This window comes from Jannaschia sp. M317 (assembly GCF_025141175.1).
Lineage (GTDB): Bacteria > Pseudomonadota > Alphaproteobacteria > Rhodobacterales > Rhodobacteraceae > Jannaschia.
The window spans coordinates 2,317,277-2,333,994 of sequence record NZ_CP081155.1; the positions used below are offsets into that span (position 1 = coordinate 2,317,277).

Annotated in this window: 14 protein-coding genes; 10 read left to right on the forward strand and 4 right to left on the reverse strand. The window is 63.9% G+C overall.

Features of this window, described 5'->3' with window-relative positions:
• Positions 1–70: 70 nt before the first annotated feature.
• Entirely contained in the window at positions 71–784 is a 714-nt protein-coding gene (locus tag K3551_RS11840) for a DUF6270 domain-containing protein (RefSeq protein ID WP_259913406.1), read from the reverse strand.
• A gap of 841 nt (positions 785–1,625) precedes the next feature.
• Between K3551_RS11840 and K3551_RS11845 the strand changes: the two genes are divergently transcribed.
• From K3551_RS11845 to K3551_RS11860, 4 genes are all read left to right on the forward strand, one after another.
• Positions 1,626–1,766 (forward strand): hypothetical protein, encoded by a 141-nt coding sequence (locus K3551_RS11845; protein ID WP_259913408.1) that lies wholly within the window; start codon positions 1,626–1,628, stop codon positions 1,764–1,766.
• Positions 1,767–1,769: 3 nt separating this feature from the next.
• Positions 1,770–4,973 carry a Hint domain-containing protein gene (locus tag K3551_RS11850; protein WP_259913410.1) on the forward strand — a complete coding sequence of 1,068 codons (3,204 nt, stop codon included), beginning with the start codon at positions 1,770–1,772 and terminating at the stop codon, positions 4,971–4,973.
• 117 nt (positions 4,974–5,090) lie between these two features.
• Positions 5,091–5,522, forward strand: coding sequence for a hypothetical protein (locus tag K3551_RS11855; protein ID WP_259913412.1), 432 nt, complete (start codon positions 5,091–5,093; stop codon positions 5,520–5,522).
• Between the two features lie 65 nt (positions 5,523–5,587).
• A complete protein-coding gene (locus K3551_RS11860; protein WP_259913413.1) occupies positions 5,588–6,661 on the forward strand; it encodes an ABC transporter ATP-binding protein in 1,074 nt (357 codons plus the stop codon).
• A 51-nt stretch (positions 6,662–6,712) separates the two neighbouring features.
• On the opposite strand, the gene K3551_RS11865 is transcribed toward K3551_RS11860, so the two are convergent.
• Complete coding sequence (locus tag K3551_RS11865; protein WP_259913414.1) at positions 6,713–7,309, reverse strand: DUF882 domain-containing protein; 597 nt, start codon at positions 7,307–7,309, stop codon at positions 6,713–6,715.
• A gap of 256 nt (positions 7,310–7,565) precedes the next feature.
• On the opposite strand from K3551_RS11865, the gene K3551_RS11870 reads away from it, so the two are divergent.
• The 4 genes from K3551_RS11870 to K3551_RS11885 are packed head-to-tail and all read left to right on the forward strand — an operon-like array spanning position 7,566 to position 11,763.
• Positions 7,566–9,161, forward strand: coding sequence for a murein L,D-transpeptidase (locus K3551_RS11870; RefSeq protein WP_259913415.1), 1,596 nt, complete (start codon positions 7,566–7,568; stop codon positions 9,159–9,161).
• A gap of 34 nt (positions 9,162–9,195) precedes the next feature.
• Entirely contained in the window at positions 9,196–10,296 is a 1,101-nt protein-coding gene (lpxD, locus tag K3551_RS11875; RefSeq protein WP_259913418.1) for a UDP-3-O-(3-hydroxymyristoyl)glucosamine N-acyltransferase, read from the forward strand.
• Positions 10,286–10,555, forward strand: coding sequence for an acyl carrier protein (locus K3551_RS11880; RefSeq protein WP_259913419.1), 270 nt, complete (start codon positions 10,286–10,288; stop codon positions 10,553–10,555). Before lpxD ends, K3551_RS11880 begins: the two co-directional genes overlap by 11 nt.
• Positions 10,555–11,763 (forward strand): beta-ketoacyl synthase, encoded by a 1,209-nt coding sequence (locus K3551_RS11885; RefSeq protein WP_259913420.1) that lies wholly within the window; start codon positions 10,555–10,557, stop codon positions 11,761–11,763. The genes K3551_RS11880 and K3551_RS11885 overlap by 1 nt, the downstream gene beginning before the upstream one ends.
• Before the next feature lie 33 nt (positions 11,764–11,796).
• Here the strand turns inward: K3551_RS11885 and K3551_RS11890 are convergent, their stop codons facing one another.
• Positions 11,797–12,468, reverse strand: a complete 672-nt coding sequence (locus tag K3551_RS11890; protein WP_259913421.1) for an invasion associated locus B family protein — start codon at positions 12,466–12,468, stop codon at positions 11,797–11,799.
• Between the two features lie 431 nt (positions 12,469–12,899).
• Here K3551_RS11890 and K3551_RS11895 point away from each other — a divergent pair, with 431 nt between their 5' ends.
• Positions 12,900–14,438 (forward strand): DUF853 domain-containing protein, encoded by a 1,539-nt coding sequence (locus K3551_RS11895; RefSeq protein WP_259919591.1) that lies wholly within the window; start codon positions 12,900–12,902, stop codon positions 14,436–14,438.
• 95 nt (positions 14,439–14,533) lie between these two features.
• Positions 14,534–14,944, forward strand: a complete 411-nt coding sequence (locus tag K3551_RS11900) for a GNAT family N-acetyltransferase (protein ID WP_259913422.1) — start codon at positions 14,534–14,536, stop codon at positions 14,942–14,944.
• Positions 14,945–15,053: 109 nt separating this feature from the next.
• Here the strand turns inward: K3551_RS11900 and guaA are convergent, their stop codons facing one another.
• Positions 15,054–16,628 carry a glutamine-hydrolyzing GMP synthase gene (gene guaA, locus K3551_RS11905; protein ID WP_259913424.1) on the reverse strand — a complete coding sequence of 525 codons (1,575 nt, stop codon included), beginning with the start codon at positions 16,626–16,628 and terminating at the stop codon, positions 15,054–15,056.
• Between the last annotated feature and the right edge of the window lie 90 nt (positions 16,629–16,718).

Genomic DNA, 16,718 nt, shown 5'->3' on the forward strand with positions numbered 1-16,718 from the left:
CGAAATCGGCCGATCGTTCAGGGTGCTTTCTGGCCGGTCGAACGCCTTTTTCGCGGGGCGATCCGCACGGTTATGCAAAGCGGGCCGTCAATTCCGAGATGAAATATTCGTAGGCAGATTCGGTGTAGTGGAACGGAGCCTTGCCCCATTTGTGGTCCGAATCCGATTGCAGTAGCCCCTTGGGATAGCGGATCAGGCACTCGTCTCCGAATTTGTTGGCAAAGCTTTTGTAGGCGTAGTCGAGGAACCGGTTCATCGTTTCCAGTTCGTTGTCCGCATTGACCCGTTCGTTGTCCGTCCGTGCGAAGAATACGCAGTTCACGAGTAATATCGGTTTCGGTCCCTCTTTTTCCAAAGCCTCGTGAAGCAACCGCAGACCACGCCCCCAGAGCTTGTTGTAGCCAGGTGCGCCTCGTAGGAGCGTTTTCACCGACGGCACCTCATGGGCGCGCCGCGCCTTTTGGTACTCCGTAGATCCGGTATGAGCGCTGCCGTCCGCGAACTGCAGTAGGCGAAAACGGTCATCCACGAGATCGACGATGAACGCGCCGGTTGTGTATCCCGCCAGGTTCTTCCAGAAGGCCTTTGTCATGTCCCTGTGAACCATCCGGCGCTGGAAATTCGACCCGATCGCCTCGAGGATGTCCGGCTCCATCCGGGGTGGGCAGGCGAGAGAGGCAAGGCTGGTGCGCGCGGTGTAGTCCTGAACGTCGAAATCGCGGGCGAAGGGATATTCGAATGCATCGCGCGTGGCGCAGCTTCCGAGGATTTGAATAGGGGTCATCGACTGCTCCGGACCTATTTCACCGCAATGAACCGGAGACCAATACCGCGCGCGCGCCCAGGTTGAAAGCGGTTGAAGCGGACAGGATGGCAGGAACCACGTTCGGCAAGGTCCGGCTTCTGATCGTACAGTGCTGGTGCATTCGTCCCGTCATCGTGGTCCACGTCTCAGAATGAAAGTGGTCAGGGACGACTCGGCAGCGCGGAGTTTCCAACACGCCAATGATTCGCGAAATACCGCTTGTCGGTTTCCCAATCGAAGACAATCGCGGTCCGGTTACGTTCCCGCAGGCGAAACACTCAATTTTTAGTCTGGCCGTTTCTTGCCACAATTCACCCTTGCGAGTGGAAACAATCGGCGGCCTCGAAATTTGCCAAGTCATCGGTTTAGATCAGGCAGGGTTGGGAAAACGGGCAGGCTGCGACCAGTTGGATCTGCGACGGGCGCGGCGACTGTTTCCGGGGGTGAGACAAAGGTGGCGTAAACTGCTGCCGGAAAGTGGTAAATGCCCGGGCGCGTTGCCTCATTGCCGCCCTGTTTGGCCTGGGACCCCGGCCAGAAGTCTTTCCCGAATAGGGCCAATGCGCTACAACTTGTCCACGCCCAACTGGGGGCGATGTCTGCTGACCACGGGGGCGGTCGCACAGTTAGGTATCCGTTAGGGTGCTGACGTTATCGTGCGGGCGCACGGCCGTGAAAGGTGCGCGCGTTGGGTCCAGAAGGGCCGTCTCCACGATATCGTCACATTACCGACGATATTTCTGCGCGTCCGTCCATAGATCAGCCGTCATCGTCTTTCATGCGGGAACGATACGTTGGTTCAGGATTCGGAGATGCGCGCATGAAAGTGACGCTGATATTCCATAACACGACCCCGCCCGGTAGCCGCCGGTATGGGGACCTGACCTGCGACTATTCGTTAACAATTTCTGCCGGTTTGCCGCGCGGCGCGCGCGCCACGGCGCGGCATAAGGAGACCTGAGACATGCCTGATAAGACCATAATCGATTTCAACGATCTCGGTGCTGGCACCATTGTCGGCGATCAATACGCCGCGCAGGGTGTGCGCATCTTCTCGGTGACCTCTGCCGGTGGGGACGATCCCGATCAGCCCCCCATGATCTTTGACGCGACACAGGACCCCAACGGGCCGGTCAGCGGCGCGGACTATGATCTGCTCAACAGCGCGGCGGGCGGCATCCTGATCGCATCCGAGGATGGCGATCCCAATGACCCGGACGCCACCGATTGCCCGTCGAAGTTCCTGATCGATTTCATCGACAACAACACGACGGTTCACGCAATCACCGTGATCGACGCCGAGGAAGGCGCCCAGATCAAGGTGTTCGACGTAGACGGCAACGTGGTCGAGACCATCGACGTCGTCACCGGCAATGGCGAGTACAAGACCGTCGAGATCGAGGCCGGTGGCGCCGCGAACATGACGGTGACGTTCAACGGCTCCGGCGCGCTGGACAATCTGTCGTTTACAGTGCCCGACGGCGGCCCGGTCGCCGCGACCGGCGACGGCGTGGTCAACGGCACTGACGGCAATGACGTCATCGATCTGGCCTACACTGATCCGCAGGGCGACAAGATCGACAACGACGATGCCACGGGTGTCGAAGGCACGACCGGCGACGAGGATCTGGTGCTGGCCGGGGACGGCAACGACACCGTCTATGGCGGCAAAGCTGACGACATCATCCGCGGCGAGGGCGGCAACGACCGGCTCTACGGCCAGGAGGGCAACGACGTCATCGAGGGCGGTGCGGGCAACGACACCATCGACGACGCGCCCGGCAGCCTGGGCGAGGGCAACGACACCTTCTCCGGTGGTGACGGCGACGACGACATCTATGGCGGAGCGGGTGACGACGTTCTGAACGGCGACGACGGCAACGACCTGCTGGTGGGTGAGACGGACGACGACTCGCTGACTGGCGGCGACGGCTGCGACGACCTGCGCGGCGGGTCGGGCAACGACACGCTGAACGCGGGCGTCATCGGGCGCCCCGACCTGGGCTATCCGGGTCTGTTCGCGGGCGACGACGATGTCGACAACGACCGCGACGTGGTCGACGGCGGTCAGGGCGATGACCTGATCACCACGGGCGACGATGACGACACCATCTTTGGCGGGTCGGGCAACGACACCATCGACGGCGGCTTTGACCGGGACGAGATCGAGGGTGGATCCGGCAACGACTATGTCGTCGGCGGCGAGGGCTCGGACACGATCGAGGGCAATGATGGCGACGACACCATCTATGGCGGTCTGGATCCGAGTTTCCCCGATGAGCTGAACATCCCCGATAACATCGATCAGGTTCAGGACAACGGCCGCGATGTGATCGACGGCGGCGACGGCAACGACCTGATCTTTGGTCAGGACGATGACGACAGCATCATTGGCGGTGCCGGGAACGACACCATCGACGGCGGCATCGACGAAGACACCATCGATGGCGGCGAGGGTGCCGATTCGATCATTGGCAACGATGGCGATGACAGCCTTATGGGCGGCGCGGGCGACGACACCGTCCGTGGCGGCACCGGCGACGATTTCGTCAGCGGCGGCGACGGCAATGACATGGTCTTTGGCGGCCCCGGCGACGACACGCTGGAAGGTGGCGCGGGTCAGGACAAGCTGGAAGGTTCCGGCGGAGATGACCTGCTGACCGGTGGTAGCGGCGATGACGAGAACTGGGGCGGTGGCGGCAACGACACCATCGTCGACGGCGAAGGCTGTGACGTGTCGGTCGGTGGCGCGGATCGCGACCTGTTCATCTCCATCAGTCCGGGCGATTGTGTCGATGGCAGCGAGACGGGCGACGATTTTGACACGCTGGACCTGACCGGTCTGAATGTGCGCGTCGAATACGACCCCGACAACGCCGAGAACGGGACGATCTTCTTCCTCGATGACGCGGGGGCCGATCACGGCAACGCCAAGTTCATCAATATCGAGAACGTCATCACCGACGGCGGGCCGCGCGACGGCATCGTGTCGGGCACCGACGGCGGTGACCTGATCGATGTGACCTACGACGGCGACCCGGACGGTGATTTTGTCGACAACGACGATGCCATTCTGGACGGCGAAGTCGGTGACGACGACATCATCCAGGCGGGTGACGGCAACGACACGGTTCTTGCCGGCGATGGCAACGACGAGGTCTACGGCGGTGAAGGCGACGATCGGATCCACGGCGAGGCCGGCGACGACCGCATCTTTGGCGAGTTTGGCGACGACACCCTGTCTGGCGACGCGGGCGACGACACGCTTGACGGCAGCAAGGGCAACGATGTCATCGACGGCGGCACCGGGTCCGACATCCTGAACGGCGGCAAGGGCAATGACACCCTGACCGGCGGCGACGGGCCGGACATGATCGACGGCGGCAACGACCGGGATGTTATCGACGGCGCCGACAGCGGCGACATGATCGACGGCGGTTCGGGCGGGGACGATTTCGACATCCTCGACCTGCGCGGTGTGGATTTCGACAAGATCGACTACACCTCGGACGATCAGGAAGACGGCATCATCACCTTCAAGGACGGCACCACCGCCAAGTTCAAGGAGATCGAGCGCGTCATTCCCTGCTTCACCCCCGGCACGTTGATTGCCACGCCGAAAGGTGAGGTCGTCGTCGAAGCGCTGGAGGTTGGCGACCGGGTCATCACCCGCGACAACGGCATCCAGGTGATCCGCTGGGTCGGCCGCCGCGACATGTCCGCGACCGAGCTGACCGTGACCGAGGCCTATTGCCCGGTGATGATCCGCAAAGGGGCCCTGGGCCATGGTCTGCCAGAGCGGGACATGATGGTGTCGCCCCAGCACCGCGTGCTGATCGCCAACGACGAGACCATGCTCTACTTTGACGAGCGGGAGGTTCTGGTCGCGGCCAAGCATCTGGTCGGCCGTCCGGGGATCGAACGGATGGAGGCGCAGGACGTGGCCTATATCCACGTCATGTTCGACAACCACGAGGTCATCCTGTCGGATGGTGCCTGGACCGAAAGCTTCCAGCCGGGTGACAATTCACTGAAAGGTCTGGACCGTGCCCAGCGCGAGGAGATCTTTGCGATCTTCCCGGAACTGCAGGACGAGGCCGGCCTGTCGGGCTATACCGCCGCGCGCCGGATGCTCAAACGCCAGGAGGCGGAGCTGCTGATGCGCTAAGGCGTTCGGCAAGGATGAAAAAACCGGGGGTGCAGGCGACTGCGCCCCCGTTCTCGTTTGAGGCCGCCGGGATATGTGCTAATTGCCGCAAGTGGCATTCACACGCGCGGAGGTCTTATGCGGCGCTGGCATTTCTATGTGATGGGTCTGATCGCCCTGGTCTTTGGCGTGTTGTCCCTGGCCGAATACGTCCTCGTGTCCTACGGACCGCGGCTGGGTTGGTTGCAAGGCTATGGCGAGGCAGAGGTCGCGTGGCTGGCAAACCTGCCCGGTTGGGTGCACGGCGTATGGGGCACGCAGGCCCTGTTGGCCCTGATCGGTGCCCTGTGTCTGTTGGCGCATTTGCGCCCGGCGGTCTGGATGCTGGCATTCTCGTTTCTGGCACTGGTCGTTCTGCACGTCTGGGCGATCTTCCTGGCGGACCCTTCGCTGATGTCGCTGGCGGGTGGCGGATGGGAAGGCTGGGCAACGCTGGGTCTGGTCCTGGCGCTGAGCTTTCTGATCTACCTCTATGCGCGGCAGGAAAAGCGCGTGGGTGAGGTTCTCTGATCGGGTTGTTCGTTGCGGGCACCGCTGTTAGGTCATCCTGACTGTAACACTCGGGTATTCGGCACATGGACGCACGCCTGCGCACCGTAGGGTTGATCCGCGAATTCGGCGGCCGTCGGGTTGTGGACGGCGTCGATCTGTCGGTGGCGGCGGGGCAGGTGACGTGTCTGCTGGGCCCATCCGGGTGCGGCAAATCGACGACATTGCGCATCATCGCGGGCGTGGATCGCCAGGACAGCGGCGAGGTCTGGCTTAACGGAGAGCTGGTGTCCGGCGGCGAGGTGCACGTGCCACCCGAGGCACGGGGTGTGGGCCTCATGTTCCAGGACTTTGCGCTGTTCCCGCATCTGACGGTCGCGCAGAATATCGGCTTTGGCCTGCGCCGGGACGCGGTGTCCGCCGCGCGGGTGGAGGAGCTATTGAAGCGGGTCGATCTGGCCGGCTACGACGAAAAGCATCCGCATCAATTGTCCGGAGGAGAGCAGCAGCGCGTCGCCCTGGCCCGCGCCTTGGCCCCCCGTCCCAAAGTCATGCTGATGGATGAACCCTTTTCTGGCCTCGACAACAGGCTGCGCGACGGCATTCGCGATGCAACCTTGTCGGTTCTCAAAGAGGCGGGAACGGCGGTCTTGCTGGTGACCCACGAGCCGGACGAGGCGATGCGCATGGCCGATGAAATCGCGCTGATGCGGGCGGGGCGGATCGTCCAGAAGGCCGCGCCCTACAACATCTACAACACTCCCGCCGATCCTGCGGCCGCCGCGTTCTTTAGCGATACCAATGTTTTGCAAGGTGTCGTTCACGGGGCCCTGACGGAGACACCCTTCGGTCAGTTCCTGGCCCCCGGATTGCCGGAAGGGACGACCGTCGACATCGTCTTTCGTCCGCAGCATGTGCGCATTGATTTCGACCGCGATGGCCGTGGCCCACGTCCCACCGCCGCAGAGGGTGCGCCCGCGCGGGGCACGGTGCAACGGTCCCGGTTCATGGGCAAGGAAAGCCTGGTAGAATTCCTGATGGCCGATGGGGAAACGAAGGTGACGGCGACGGTGCCTGCCGTTTTCCTGCCCAAGCCCGAAACGGTCATGTGGCTATCGATCCGGCGCGATCGTTGTTTCGTGTTTCCACAACGTCAATAACGGCGAAAGCCGCCCATGGGCGGCCGTTTCCGATAAGCAAAGTTTGGGAGTTTAGCGACCCCAGGTCCGGACAACGCCACAATCAACGTGGGTGAAGTTCGAGCCGGAATAACGTCCGACACCACCCGCCCCGCAAGACGCGGCGGCGCGTGCCACCTGACCAACCGACCGTGACCCAAGCCGCAAATCGGCGGCCTGACCCTTTAGGTGCAGGGAGTTGCGCGCAACGCCGCTGGAGCGGCTGCGCAGCAACGCGTTCGTGGCAGGAGAGCGGTAGCCGGAGAGCAGGAGGAAAGGTTCGTTCGCGTCGACAAGGTTATGGGTGGCGGCAATGATATCGACGGTGCGGTTGTCGATTTGTTTGACCTCATTGCGGCGCCAGTCACGGAAGAAGAAATTGATCTCCCGCAGGGCATCGGGGACATAGTTCCCTTCGACCCAATAGATGGTGTCCATGGATTCGCCGGTCCGGGCGTTGTGCATCTTGATGCGACGGATATCGCCACCCCCGCGCAAGAACCCAGCGGCGTTTGCGTAAGTCGGTGCCGCCACGACGGCGGTGGCTGCGAAAGCGCTCAGAAGTCGACGACGCGTCAACGACACGGTCGCACCTGTCTGTGTCAGATCAGTCACGTTTGCCCCATTCATCCAGTCGGGCCGTCTTCGCGGCCTCAGTGTCTCATCCCCATGTGACATCCGTTCTTTGGCATGACTTTCGCGATTCCGGAAAGCGGGTTCCCGGGTATCTTGGATATGAGCAGAAATCCGCCAAAAAAGGTGCTGTGCCGCGGTGGTCGCAGGCCTGTTGCCAAGATGTCTACAGCCAAGGATTTACGATTTCGTGAATAGACAGCCGGGACCGGTCCGATACCCTGCGTAAAGTTATTATAAATGGACGGGATAGATGATTTTTCCGCGTACACTTTCCGCCCTTGCACTTGGCCTGGCCCTGACGACCGCGCCCATGGCGCTTGCCGCACCGCTGGTGACGCCGTTTCAGCAGGCCGTCGCACAGTCCGCCAGTGAAGATGCCGCCATCGCAGCCTTTTACCGTGCCCGCGATTTCGCTCCGATTTGGATGGGCGAGGCAGAGGGGGCCTTTGGCCCTGAACACCGCCGCGCCGCCTTTCTCTGGGCGTTGGATGCGGCCCCGGATCACGGATTGCCGATGGGGCGCTACGACGCCGCCACGATCCGCGCCGATTTTGCCGCCGCCCGCACCGCCTCTGAGCGGGGTGCGTTGGAAGTGGAGATGACGAAACGGTTCTTGCGTTACGCGCAGGACGTCAGCTCCGGCATTCTTGACCCGAAACGGGTGGATTCCACCATCAAGGTCGACGTGCCGAAACGCGACTGGCTGGACCAGATCACCACCTTCACCGAGGGCGACCCCTATGCCTTTGTCCAGGGGCTTTGGCCGACGTCGCCGGCCTACACCCGGCTGCTGCGGGAAAAGCTGCGGTTGGAGGGAGTGCTTGCGGCCGGTGGCTGGGGCCCCCGCGTCGACAGCGGAAGCCTGAAGCCCGGTGCCGAGGGGCGATCGGTCGTGTCCCTACGCAACCGTTTGATCCGTATGGGGTATCTGCGCCGCTCGGCGGTGTCTGCCTATGATGCGGACATGGAAACGGCGGTTCGTAATTTTCAGATCGACCACGGCTTGACGCCCGACGGCGAGGCCGGGCAATCGACGATCGCGGCCATCAACGTGCCGCTAGAGGACCGTATCGGCCAGATCGTCGTCGGTCTGGAGCGGCAACGCTGGATGAACAAGCCGCTGGAATCGCGCCATATCCTGGTGAACCTGGCCGAACAGCACGCCTATGTGGTCGACGATGGGAAAGTGACGTTTGACACGGTCGTTGTGGTCGGGGCCGACACGCCCGACCGGCGCACGCCGGAGTTCAGCCACACGATGACGCATATGGTCATCAACCCCTATTGGCATGTGCCGCGGTCGATCACCGTGAACGAATACCTGCCCGCGCTGCGGCGGGGTGGTGCGCAGCACCTGGAGGTGTATTCGAGTTCAGGCCGCGTGAACCGCGCCAACGTGAACTTTGGCCGCTATACCGCTGCAAACTTTCCCTTTTCTCTGAAACAGCCGCCGGGGCCGCGCAATGCGCTTGGCCGGGTCAAGTTCATGTTTCCGAACCAATGGAACATCTACCTGCACGACACGCCATCGCGGAACCTGTTCGCGCGCGACCTGAGGACCTTCAGCCATGGCTGCGTTCGCGTCGGGCGCCCGCTGGAGCTGGCCTATCATCTGCTGACACCGCAATCCGCCACGCCGAAGCAGGATTTCGATTCGATCCTGGCCCGTGGCGCGGAGCGGCGCGTGGATCTGGATCAACCTGTCGGCGTTCACCTGGTCTATTGGTCGGCTTGGGTCACACCGCTTGGCCGGGCCAACTATCGCGGGGATCCCTATGGGCGTGACGCGAAGTTGCTGCGCGCCCTGAGCGATGCCGGGGTGGAACTGACGGACCGGCGCAGTTAGATCCCTCGGAGGCATCGACCTCCGAGGGGCTGACATGTTCACGTTGACGGAAATCGCCACTGCGCTTGGTCGCCCGGTTGAAGGCGACGGGTCGCTGACCTTTGTGCGCGCCTCGGAACCTGCGGCGGCCGGTCCAGACGATCTGGCCCTGGCAATGTCGCCTGCCTACGGTCCGGCCTTGACTGAGGGGCAGGCGCGGGGCGCGATCCTTTGGGACGGTGCCGATTGGCGCGCCATGGGATTGCAGGGTGCCGTCATGGTGCCGCGCGCGCGGCTGGCGATGGCCGGAATCACCGCAGCCTTGGACGCGGGGCCGGTGATGACCCCTGGCATCCACCCCACGGCGTTGATCGACCCGTCTGCCGAGGTGGGGCCTGAGGTTTCGGTCGGGCCCTATGCGGTCATCGGCCCGCGCAGCCAGATCGGCGCGCGCGCCCGGATCGGGGCGCAGGTCACGATCGGTGCGGATGTGTCCTTGGGCTGCGATGCCCTGATCCTGCCGCGGGTGGTGATCGGGGACCGGGTCGTGATCGGTGCACGGTTCATCTGCCAGCCCGGCGCAGTGATTGGCGGGGACGGGTTCAGCTTTGTCACGCCCGAGGAATCCGGCGTAGAAAAGGCGCGCAAGACGCTGGGCGACCAGGGCGAGATCACAGAGCAGAGCTGGACGCGGATTCATTCCCTTGGCGCGGTGCGGATCGGCGATGACGTCGAAGTCGGCTCGAACGCGACCATCGACCGGGGCACGGTCGCGGATACCACGGTCGGCCGGGGCACCAAGATCGATAACCTGGTGATGATCGGCCACAACAATCGCATCGGCGAGGATTGCCTGCTCTGTGGGCAGGTGGGCATGGCCGGTGGGACGACGGTGGGCAACCGGGTCGTTCTGGCCGGGCAGGTAGGGGTCAGTGATAACATTTCCATCGGGGATGACGTGGTTGCAGGCGGTGGCACCAAGATCCTGTCAAAGGTGGCGGCGGGCGAAGTCATCCTTGGTTATCCGGCGGTGAAGATGGAGACCAACATGGCGATGTATCGCGCGTTGCGGCGGCTGCCCCGCATGGCAGAACAAGTGGCCGAGCTTCGTAAAACCGTCACGGCTTTGGTGCAGGGCAAGCCCCATGACACATGAAGACATTCGCACCCGCGTGCACGCCATCCTCGCCGAACAGGCCATGATTGACCCTTCGGACGTGACCGATGACGCCAGCCCTGCCGATCTTGGCATCGACAGCATGGGCGTGGTCGAAGCAATCTTTGCCATCGAGGAAGGATTCGACGTGACCGTGCCCTTCAACGCCAATGAGCCGGACAAATCGGATTTCGACATCTCGACCGTCGGGGCCATCGTCACGGCGGTCGCGGGGCTGATCGCCAGTCAGACGCCCTGATGCGGCGCGTGGTCATCACCGGGGCGGGCACGGTCAACGCGCTTGGCACGGATGTTCCCGCGACCCTGGCGGCGATGCGCGAAGGCCGCTGCGCCATCGGAGAGCTGGACATCCGCGACGTTGACCGGCTGGCCATCCGCATCGGCGCGCAGGTGCGTGGGTTTGATCAATCGGCACATTTCAACCGCCAGCAGGTCGCATTGTATGACCGGTATACGCAATTCGCGATTCTGGCCGCGCGCGAGGCGATCGGCCAGGCAGGATTGACCTTTGCGGGCGAATTGGCGGCACGGGCGGGCGTGATCCTGGGCACTTCGGGGGGCGGGTTGAACACCCAGGACGAGAATTATCGCGTCGTCTACGAAGAGGGGAAAAACCGCGTTCATCCCTTTGTGGTGCCCAAGCTCATGAACAATGCGGCGGCGGCGCATCTGTCCATGGAATGGAACCTCAAGGGGCCCAGTTTCACCGTCGCCACCGCCTGCGCCAGCAGCAACCATGCCATCGGGCAGGCGTTCCAGTTCGTGCGATCGGGCATCTCGGACGTGATGGTGACCGGCGGGGCAGAGGCGATGCTGTGTTTCGGCGGGGTCAAGGCGTGGGAAGGGTTGCGCGTGATGTCGCGCGACACCTGCCGTCCGTTCTGCGCCACCCGGTCGGGGATGGTTCAGGGCGAAGGTGCCGGAATTTTCGTGCTGGAAGACTATGAGCACGCGCGCGCCCGCGGGGCCGAGATCCTGGCAGAGGTCGCGGGCGTCGCGATGACATCGGACGCGTCGGACATCGTGATGCCGTCCCGCCAGGGCGCGGAACGCGCGATGATCGGCGCGATGAAGGACGCAGGGCTGAACCCCGAAGACGTGAGCTATATCAACGCCCACGGCACCGGCACGGCCGCCAACGACAAGACGGAATGCGCGGCGGTGGCCCATGTGTTCGACCGGCACGCGGATCGGCTGGCGATTTCTTCGACCAAGTCGATGCATGGCCACTGCATCGGTGCGACCGGCGCGATCGAGCTGTTGGCCTGTATCATGGCGCTGCGCGACGGCGTGATTGCGCCGACAGCGAACTGGCAGGAACTGGACCCGGAATGCGCGCTGGACGTGGTGCCGAACGAGGCCCGCGACGCCAAGGTCGCGGCCTGCCTGTCCAACGCCTTTGCCTTTGGTGGCATGAACGCGGTGCTGGCGCTGCGCGCAGTCTAAGTGTCGCGGCGGGCGCGGGCCCGCCGCGTAAAATCAGTTCTGGTTTGGCACTTCGACGGCGGAGAAGCCGGCGGTGAAGCCGGTCAGCGACATGGTCAGCAGCGCCTCTTGGTCCGGGGCCTGGGCGGGCACGACCGTCAAGGTGGCCTTGGCCCCACGCTTGAGCCGGTTCACATCCTCGGCGCGCAGACCAAGACGCGCATAGCACCCGCCGACATCGCAGAAGGCAAAGGGATAGCGACGGGGCTGACCGCTGTCGATCTGCATGGTCACCTGCGCCGTCAACAGCGTCTGAAGCGGGGTGAGGATGGTGGCACCGGCCACGATCTCTCCGCCATCGGGCAGATCAAAGATGTTGACGTCGGCGGTGGGGTTGCCGTTCTGATCGCTTAGCCGCTGGAACATCTGGCAGGGGTCTTCCTGACCTTCGGGGGCCTCCAGGCAACGGATTTCCCAATCGCCATGTTCTTCCTTGATATAGATACCGGGGGCGGCGTTCGGGGCCGCGACCTCTTCGCCAGTGGACAGGACCTGTGCGGCCAGATCGTCGGTTCCGGTCTCGGCCGGGGTTTCGGCGGCAGGGACCTGATCCGCGGTGTCCGCAGTTTCGGTCGATTGTGCCCATCCGGCAGACGTGGCCAACACGAACGCCAGCGATGCGGCGGTGGCGGTCCGAAGGATCGAGTTGGTCGGCAGGTCGGTCATCGCGTCAGCACTCCGGTCAATGGTTTTGCCTGCTTTAGCACGGTTGAAGGCGGCGTGCAGGGGCGAATTGACGGCGGATACCCGCGTTCGGAGGGGTGGCAAACATCTGCCCAAAAAGCAGAAAAGGGCCCGTGAGAAGGCCCTTTTCAATTGCTTTTTTTCTCTCCCCGTCGGACTGGCCGACTTGATATGTGCGGACCTTATCAACACCCCTCGCGGCGTCAACAGGCTAATTTCGTTCCAATCCCCGTTGATTGCGCAGGAAACGGTTCCGACCGGACCCCGATCCAACGAAAAAGAGCCGCACGGTCCGAAAACCGCGCGGCCAGTCGACAGGGAGGATAACCGCGACGCAGGCTGTGCGCCGCTGGTAGCCAATGATATGACAGCGAAAGGTTAAATTCGCGCTAATGGGGCAGGGCATGGTTGAGATGGACGGGATGATCTTTGTGGGGGGCGGCGGCGCGGATTACGGCACGCCGCAGCACCTGCGCCTGGACTATGCCAACCGGCACGGGCTGATCGCGGGGGCCACGGGGACGGGCAAGACCGTCACCTTGCAGATCCTGGCGCAGGGATTTTCCGACGCGGGCGTCCCTGTGTTTCTGTCCGACGTAAAGGGGGATCTGTCCGGCCTGGCGCGGCCAGGGTCAGCGGATCACAAGTTGCACGGTGCCTTTGCCAGCCGGGCGGACACCATCGGGCTGGACCTGGAATACCGCGCGACACCCGTGACGTTCTGGGACCTGTGGGGAGAGGCGGGGCATCCGGTGCGCACGACGGTCTCTGAGATGGGGCCCCTGCTGCTGGCGCGGCTGATGGATCTGAGCGAGGCGCAGGAAGGTGTTCTGAACATCGCCTTCCGCGTGGCGGATGAGCAGGGCCTGGCGTTGTTGGACCTGAAGGACCTGCAGGCGTTGCTGGTCTGGACCGGTGAGAACCGCAAGGATCTGGGTCTGCGTTACGGCAACATCTCGACTTCATCCGTGGGCGCGATCCAACGGCGGCTGTTGATGTTGGAGGAACAGGGCGGCGAACATCTGTTCGGGGAACCGGCGCTGGCGTTGTCGGATATCATCCGCACGGACCCGGATGGGCGCGGCCGCGTCAACATCCTGGCCGCTGACCGGCTGATGGGCGCGCCCCGGCTTTATGCGACGTTCCTGCTGTGGCTGCTAAGCGAGCTGTTCGAAGAGCTGCCCGAGGTAGGTGATCCGGACAAACCGAAGCTGGTGTTCTTTTTCGACGAGGCGCATTTGCTGTTCGACGGGGCCCCACGGGCCTTGGTCGACAAGGTGGAACAGGTGGCGCGGCTGATCCGGTCCAAGGGGGTCGGTGTCTATTTCGTGACCCAGAACCCCGACGACATCCCCGAGGATGTGCTGGGTCAGCTGGGCAACCGGGTGCAACACGCCTTACGGGCGTTTACGGCCAAGGATCGACGCGCACTGCGACAGGCCGCTGAAAACTATCGCGAGAATCCCCGGTTTGAGATCGAGGACGCCATCCGAGAGGTCGGCGTGGGCGAGGCCGTCACCTCGTTGTTGGAGCGCAAGGGCATTCCCGGCGTGGCCGAACGTACGCTGATCCGGCCCCCCGCGTCGCAGCTGGGGCCGATCACGGACGCCGAGCGGCGGGAGGTCATGGCCGCCTCGCCCGTGGCCGGGCGCTATGAGGCAGAAGTGGACCGCGAGTCGGCGTTCGAAGTCCTGCAGAAACGTGCCGAGGATGCGGCGAAAGCGGCCGAAGCGGCGGAACGCGAAGAAGAGGAGGCCGAAGCCTCCGAGCGGGAATACAAGGCCGGGCGGCGGTACACCGGGGGCCGGGTCAGCCGGTCGACCTCGACCCGGTCGCGTCGGTCCGACAGCGTCGGCACGACGTTCGCCAAATCCATGGCCCGGTCGCTGGGCAACCGCGCGGGCAAGGCGCTGGTACGCGGTGTTCTGGGCGGCTTGTTTCGCGGGCGATGAAGGTCCGGCGGCTTCAGCCCGGGGACGCGGCCCGTGTCTCCCTGATCCATCAGGCGGGGCTGGCCACCGGGCATGCCTCGTTCCGAGAGGTTGCGATGACCACGGCGGAGGTTGCGGGGTCGTTTTCTCTCTGCCTCGTGGCCGAATCCGAGGGTGTTCTGGGCTATGCAGGCGTCGGCGCGACTTCGGCGCGTCCTGTCTATTCCGGGGTGGGCGAAGTCAGCGTCTATGTCGCCCCGGAGGCCGCAGGGCGCGGGGTCGGGCGCGCGCTGTTGACCCGTTTGGTGAGCGAGAGCGAGGAGGCAGGCTGGTGGACCTTGGTGGCGCAGATCTTTCCGGAGAACGCGGGAAGCCTCGCGTTGCACCGAGCCTGCGGTTTTGAGGTGTTGGGGGTGCGCCGCGGCCTGGGCCGGATGGGGCACGGGCCGATGGCTGGGCGCTGGCGCGATGTCGTGATGATGGAGCGGCGCAGCGCCGTGGCCGGGGTCGCAGAGCCGCGCGTTTAGGTCGGGCGGCCAACCCGACCAGTCGTCGGCGCGGAACATGATTGTGGCGCTGTGACGGTCGCCGTTGCGACCATCACCTTGCCGCTGGAATGATTTCGCTTTCGCGAGATCATTCCCACTCGATCGTGCCCGGAGGTTTTGACGTGATGTCGTAGGTCACCCGGTTGATGCCCGGCACCTCGTTGATGATCCGCGTCGCGGTTTCGCCGAGGAATTCATGGCTGAACGGGTAATAATCCGCCGTCATGCCGTCCACCGAGGTCACGGCGCGCAAGGCGCAGGCGTAATCATAGGTGCGTCCGTCGCCCATGACGCCGACGGTGCGAACCGGCAGGATCGCCACGAACGCCTGCCAGATGTCATCGTACAGGCCATGGCGGCGGATCTGGTCGATGTAGACCGCGTCGGCCTTGCGCAGGATGTCGAGCTTGGCGCGCGTGATCTCTCCGGGGCAGCGGATGGCGAGGCCCGGACCAGGAAACGGGTGGCGGCCGATGAAGCTGGGCGGCAGGCCGAGTTCGCGGCCCAGTGCGCGGACTTCGTCCTTGAACAGCTCGCGCAGCGGCTCCACCAGGGTCAGGCCCATCTTTTCGGGCAGGCCGCCCACGTTGTGGTGCGATTTGATCGTGACCGAGGGGCCGCCGGAAAAGCTGACCGATTCGATGACATCGGGGTAAAGCGTCCCCTGCGCCAGGAAACGCGCGCCCTCGATCTGGTCGGCATATTTCTGGAACACGTCGATGAACAGCCGACCGATGATCTTGCGCTTGGTCTCGGGGTCCGACACGCCGTCCAGCTCGCCCAGGAACAGATCCTGTTCTTCGGCATGGATGACGTGCAGGTTCATGTGGTCGCGGAACATGGCCACCACCTCGGAGGCCTCATTCTGGCGCAACAACCCGTGGTCGACGAAAACACAGGTCAGCTGGTCGCCGATCGCTTCGTGAATGAGGGCGGCGGCGACCGACGAATCGACCCCGCCGGACAGCGCGCAGATCACCTTTGCATCGCCCACCTGTTCGCGAATCGCTGCAATCGCCTGTTCGCGGTAGCCGGCCATCGTCCAGTCGCCGTCAAAACCGGCCAACCGTACGAAATTCTCATAAAGCTGCGCCCCCTTGGGGGTGTGGTGCACCTCGGGATGGAACTGCACGGCATAGAAATTGCGCGCCACATCGGCGGTGATCGCAAACGGCGCACCGGGGGAGGTGCCGTAGACCTCGAACCCAGGGGCCAGTTTGGCCACGTGATCGCCATGCGACATCCAGACCTGTTCGCGCCCGGTCGATTCGAGCCCGTCGAACCAGCCATCCAGCAGTGACAGCTTGCTTTCCGGGGTGACATAGGCGCGGCCGAATTCCGCGGTGCCTTCGCCCCGCGTGACCTGCCCGCCCAGCATCTGCTGCATGACCTGCTGGCCGTAGCAGATGCCCAGAACCGGCACGCCCATCTCGAACACCTCGGCGGGGGGGCGGGGGGAGCCGGCGTCGGGCACCGATGCCGGGCCGCCCGACAGGATCACCGCGCGGGGCGCGAAGTCCGTCAGAAAGGCCGGGGTGACCGACTGAAAGGGGTGGATTTCGCAGTAGACATTCAGCTCGCGCAGGCGACGCGCGATGAGCTGGGTGACTTGGCTGCCGAAGTCGATGATCAGCAGGCGCTGATGGTCTGTCGTGTTGTCCATGGGTCAGGCGATTACGCGCAGCGGACCGGGCGCGCAAGCGCCGGAATGTCGTCTTTCGCCCCGCGCCGCCGCATCCGGGCCGGGTTGGCG

Coding starts and splice junctions, on each gene's coding strand:
- K3551_RS11840 (WP_259913406.1), bottom strand. CDS start 784: ATGACCCCTATTCAAATCCTCGGAAGCTGCGCCACGCGCGATGCATTC.
- K3551_RS11845 (WP_259913408.1), top strand. CDS start 1,626: ATGAAAGTGACGCTGATATTCCATAACACGACCCCGCCCGGTAGCCGC.
- K3551_RS11850 (WP_259913410.1), top strand. CDS start 1,770: ATGCCTGATAAGACCATAATCGATTTCAACGATCTCGGTGCTGGCACC.
- K3551_RS11855 (WP_259913412.1), top strand. CDS start 5,091: ATGCGGCGCTGGCATTTCTATGTGATGGGTCTGATCGCCCTGGTCTTT.
- K3551_RS11860 (WP_259913413.1), top strand. CDS start 5,588: ATGGACGCACGCCTGCGCACCGTAGGGTTGATCCGCGAATTCGGCGGC.
- K3551_RS11865 (WP_259913414.1), bottom strand. CDS start 7,309: ATGAATGGGGCAAACGTGACTGATCTGACACAGACAGGTGCGACCGTG.
- K3551_RS11870 (WP_259913415.1), top strand. CDS start 7,566: ATGATTTTTCCGCGTACACTTTCCGCCCTTGCACTTGGCCTGGCCCTG.
- lpxD (WP_259913418.1), top strand. CDS start 9,196: ATGTTCACGTTGACGGAAATCGCCACTGCGCTTGGTCGCCCGGTTGAA.
- K3551_RS11880 (WP_259913419.1), top strand. CDS start 10,286: ATGACACATGAAGACATTCGCACCCGCGTGCACGCCATCCTCGCCGAA.
- K3551_RS11885 (WP_259913420.1), top strand. CDS start 10,555: ATGCGGCGCGTGGTCATCACCGGGGCGGGCACGGTCAACGCGCTTGGC.
- K3551_RS11890 (WP_259913421.1), bottom strand. CDS start 12,468: ATGACCGACCTGCCGACCAACTCGATCCTTCGGACCGCCACCGCCGCA.
- K3551_RS11895 (WP_259919591.1), top strand. CDS start 12,900: ATGGACGGGATGATCTTTGTGGGGGGCGGCGGCGCGGATTACGGCACG.
- K3551_RS11900 (WP_259913422.1), top strand. CDS start 14,534: ATGACCACGGCGGAGGTTGCGGGGTCGTTTTCTCTCTGCCTCGTGGCC.
- guaA (WP_259913424.1), bottom strand. CDS start 16,628: ATGGACAACACGACAGACCATCAGCGCCTGCTGATCATCGACTTCGGC.